This window comes from Mesorhizobium sp. M2A.F.Ca.ET.039.01.1.1 (genome assembly GCF_003998035.1).
Taxonomy (GTDB): domain Bacteria; phylum Pseudomonadota; class Alphaproteobacteria; order Rhizobiales; family Rhizobiaceae; genus Mesorhizobium.
This window is the reverse complement of the sequence record NZ_RZRY01000651.1, coordinates 1-3,552: the sequence shown is the minus strand read 5'-3', so window position 1 is coordinate 3,552 and position 3,552 is coordinate 1. Positions and strand designations below refer to the sequence as shown.

Here is a 3,552-nt window from a genome sequence, read left to right as displayed (position 1 = left end):
TCATAATGCTGTCGAACCTGATGGCGATCCTGCTGCAGGCGCTGGCCGCGCGCCTCGGCATCGCCGCCGGCCGCGACCTCGCCCAGGCTTGCCGCGCCTATTATCCGCGCCCCGTCAATCTGATGCTCTGGATCGCCTGCGAGCTGGCGATCATCGCCTGCGACCTCGCCGAGGTCATCGGCACGGCGATCGCGCTGCAGCTTCTGTTCGGAATTCCGTTGATCGGCGGCGCCATCCTCACCGCGCTCGACGCCTTTCTGGTGCTGCTGCTGATGAACAGGGGCTTCCGCTATCTCGAGGCCTTCGTCGTCGCGCTGCTGATCATCATCTTCGGCTGCTTTGCCATCCAGATCTTCGTCGCCGCACCGCCGGCCGGCACGATCCTGCATTCGATGTTCGTGCCGTCGTCTGAGATCGTCACCAATCCGGCGATGCTCTACATCGCCATCGGCATCATCGGCGCCACGGTCATGCCACATAACCTCTATCTGCATTCCTCGATCGTGCAGACCCGCGCCTATGAGCGCACCGAGACCGGCAAGCGTGACGCCATCAAATGGGCGACGACGGATTCGACCATCGCGCTGATCCTGGCGCTGTTCGTCAACGCTTCGATCCTGATCGTCGCGGCAGTCGCCTTCCACAACACCGGGCATCAGGACGTTGCCGAGATCGGCCAGGCCTTCGAGCTGCTGTCGCCGCTGCTGGGCCTCAGCATCGCCTCGATCCTGTTCGCCGTCGCGCTGCTCGCCTCCGGCCTCAACTCGACGGTCACCGCGACACTTGCCGGCCAGATCGTGATGGAAGGTTTTCTGCGCTTGCGCATTCCGCAATGGGCGCGGCGCCTGTTGACGCGCGGCATCGCCATCGTCCCCGTCGTTGTCGTCACCGCGCTCTATGGCGAAAAGGGCACGGCCGAGTTGCTGGTCTTCAGCCAGGTGGTGCTCTCGATGCAACTGCCCTTCGCGGTCATCCCGCTGGTGCAGTTCGTGTCGGACAGGAAGAAGATGGGCAGTTTCGCCATACCGCGCGGCCTTGCGGCGCTGGCCTGGGTGGTGGCGGCCGTCATCCTCGTTCTCAACTTCAAGCTGCTCTACGATACCTTCGCCGGCTGATCGCGACATTCCAGCCGGACGCGCTATCTTGGCGCTATGGTCAAACCGGACGAAGCTCGCAGATTCTACGCCAGGCTAATGGCCGCGCAGGCCCGCTCGGCCGATCCGCGCATCGAGGAGGTGTTCGCCTCGGTGCCGCGCGAGGCCTTTCTCGGCCCGGGACCGTGGACCGTCTTTGCCGGAGAAGGCCGGTTCGAGACGCCGAGCGCCGACCCAAGCTATATCTATCAGAACGTGCTCGTCGTGCTCGATGCCGACAAGGGCATTAACAATGGCGAGCCGCTGCTGCATGCCATGTGGCTCGGCAAGGTCGAGCCGAAGCCTGGCGAGGCCGTCACCCATATCGGCGCCGGCACCGGATATTATACGGCGCTGCTGTCTAAGCTGGTCGAGCCGGGCGGCAGCGTCACCGCCTTCGAGATCGAGGCCGATCTTGCCGCGCGCGCCAACGCGAACCTTGCGGCTTACGACAATGTCGAAATCGTCCAGGCCGACGCCGTCGCCAATCCGCTGCCGCTATCCGACATCATCTATGTCAATGCCGGCGTCGTCGCCCCGCCCGCCGCATGGTTGGGAGCGCTGAAGCCTGGCGGCCGCATGATCTTCCCCTGGCGCCCGTCCGAAACCGTCGGCCTCGCGGTCCTCATAACCCGCCTGGAAAATGGCTTCGCGTGCCGGCCCTTCATGGGCTCCTGGTTCATTCCTTGCGTCGGCGCCTCCGCCGTCGAGCCAGGCGCGAAAATACCGACCCGCGAGCGCGCCGCGCGCACCCGCTCGATCTGGGTTAGGGAAGACAAGGCGCCCGACCGCACCGCCACCGCCGTTTTCGGCGATGTCTGGTTCTCGTCACGCACCATTCGCGCTGACAACGCGCGGTAGAAATTCGCGGGGCCGTGTCGGAAAGCGGCCTTGCCGTTCGTCCTTAGCTCGAAATCCCGCCGTGACGGGCGCGGACCAGCCAAAAGGAGAAAGACTATGCGCAAGATCATCGCCGCCACCTTCGTCAGCCTCGACGGTATCATGCAGGCGCCGGGCGGACCGGAAGAGGACCCGGTCGGCGGCTTCGAATTCGGCGGCTGGACGTTCCACTACTTCGACGAGGTCGCGGGCACGGCAATGGAGGAACTGTTCTCCAAACCCTTCGACCTGCTGCTCGGCCGCAGAACCTACGACATCTTCGCCGCCTACTGGCCGTATCAGAAAGATTCGATCGCGGATGTTTTCAACCCGACGACCAAATATGTGGCGACGCATCGGCCCGATTCTCTGACTTGGGAGAACACCCAGTCGCTCGGGCCCGATATCGTTGCCAGCGTTAAGGAGATCAAGCAGGAAGACGGGCCCGACCTGCTCATCCAGGGCTCCGGCGATCTGATCCAGACCTTGCTCGCCAACGGGCTGATCGACGAGATCCGGCTGATGATCTTCCCGTTGCTGCTGGGCAAGGGCAAGCGGCTGTTTGGCGACAACGCGATGCCGGCCGCCTTCAAGCTCGTCAAATCGCAGGCTACGACCACCGGCGTCATCATGGCGACCTATGAGCGCGCGGGCGAAATCCGCACAGGATCGTTTGCCCAGCAGGAGCCTTCGCAAGCCGAGCTCGAGCGGCGCAGGACCTGGAAGTAGCAATGGATGCGGGCGGGGCCGGCCTCGCCGCCGCCTCGCCCGCGACCGATGCCTTTTCCAGAGCCACGAGCCATTCGACGCCATCACAAGGGGCCTGCCGATGATACCCACCATTACCGCCTTCCAACGATCGCCCGATGGCGGCAGGGGGCTGGCGCGCGACATGCAAGTCCGCTGGGCACTCGAGGAAGTCGGACAAGCTTACGACGTTCGTCTCGTCTCATTCACCGCGATGAAGCAGCCGGCGCATCTCGCGCTCAACCCTTTCGGCAGTATCCCGACCTACGAAGAAGGCAATCTCGCTCTGTTCGAGTCAGGCGCGATCGTCCTCCACATCGCGGTGCGTCACGCGGGCCTGTTGCCCGACGACGCGAACGCCCGGGCGCGCGCGGTCGCCTGGATGTTTGCCGCGTACAGCACGGTGGAGCCGCCGATCCTCGAGCGCGCAACCGCCGTGATCCTGGAGCACGATGCGTCGTGGCACGATGAGCGCCTGCCACTGGTCGACGACCGGATCCGCAAGCGGCTGGGCGAACTCTCCCGCCATCTCGGCGATTGCGACTGGCTCGACGGCGCCTTCAGCGCCGGCGACCTTGTCATGGTGGCCGTGCTGCGCCGGCTGCAGAGATCGGGACTGCTGAACGAATTCCCGAACCTTGCCGCCTATGTCGCCCGCGGCGAGGCGCGGCCGGCCTTCAAGCGCGCATTCGACGCCCAATTGGCGGTCGCCCTGGCTGCGTCGAACAACTGAACGGCGCTCGCGTCACGCCGCCTGGCGATAGCGCGAAAGACCCTCGCGGATATGGCTGGC

The 3,552-nt window shown here is 64.8% G+C and carries 4 protein-coding genes; all 4 read left to right on the top strand.

The window, feature by feature from the left end; genetic code table 11:
* A partial coding sequence (locus EOA24_RS31165; RefSeq protein WP_133374696.1) for an Nramp family divalent metal transporter occupies positions 1–1,115 on the top strand: 1,115 nt, incomplete at its 5' end.
* 36 nt (positions 1,116–1,151) lie between these two features.
* On the top strand, positions 1,152–1,994 hold the full coding sequence (locus EOA24_RS31160; protein WP_126081742.1) for an rRNA adenine N-6-methyltransferase family protein: 843 nt from the start codon (positions 1,152–1,154) through the stop codon (positions 1,992–1,994).
* Positions 1,995–2,090: 96 nt separating this feature from the next.
* Complete coding sequence (locus EOA24_RS31155; RefSeq protein ID WP_126081741.1) at positions 2,091–2,741, top strand: dihydrofolate reductase family protein; 651 nt, start codon at positions 2,091–2,093, stop codon at positions 2,739–2,741.
* A 100-nt stretch (positions 2,742–2,841) separates the two neighbouring features.
* Positions 2,842–3,492: a glutathione S-transferase family protein gene (locus EOA24_RS31150; RefSeq protein WP_126081740.1), complete on the top strand. Its 651-nt coding sequence runs from the start codon at positions 2,842–2,844 to the stop codon at positions 3,490–3,492.
* The last annotated feature ends 60 nt before the right edge of the window (positions 3,493–3,552 follow it).

Bases quoted from the DNA above. Each gene is read 5' to 3' on its own strand.
- EOA24_RS31160 (WP_126081742.1), top strand. From the start codon at position 1,152: ATGGTCAAACCGGACGAAGCTCGCAGATTCTACGCCAGGCTAATGGCC.
- EOA24_RS31155 (WP_126081741.1), top strand. From the start codon at position 2,091: ATGCGCAAGATCATCGCCGCCACCTTCGTCAGCCTCGACGGTATCATG.
- EOA24_RS31150 (WP_126081740.1), top strand. From the start codon at position 2,842: ATGATACCCACCATTACCGCCTTCCAACGATCGCCCGATGGCGGCAGG.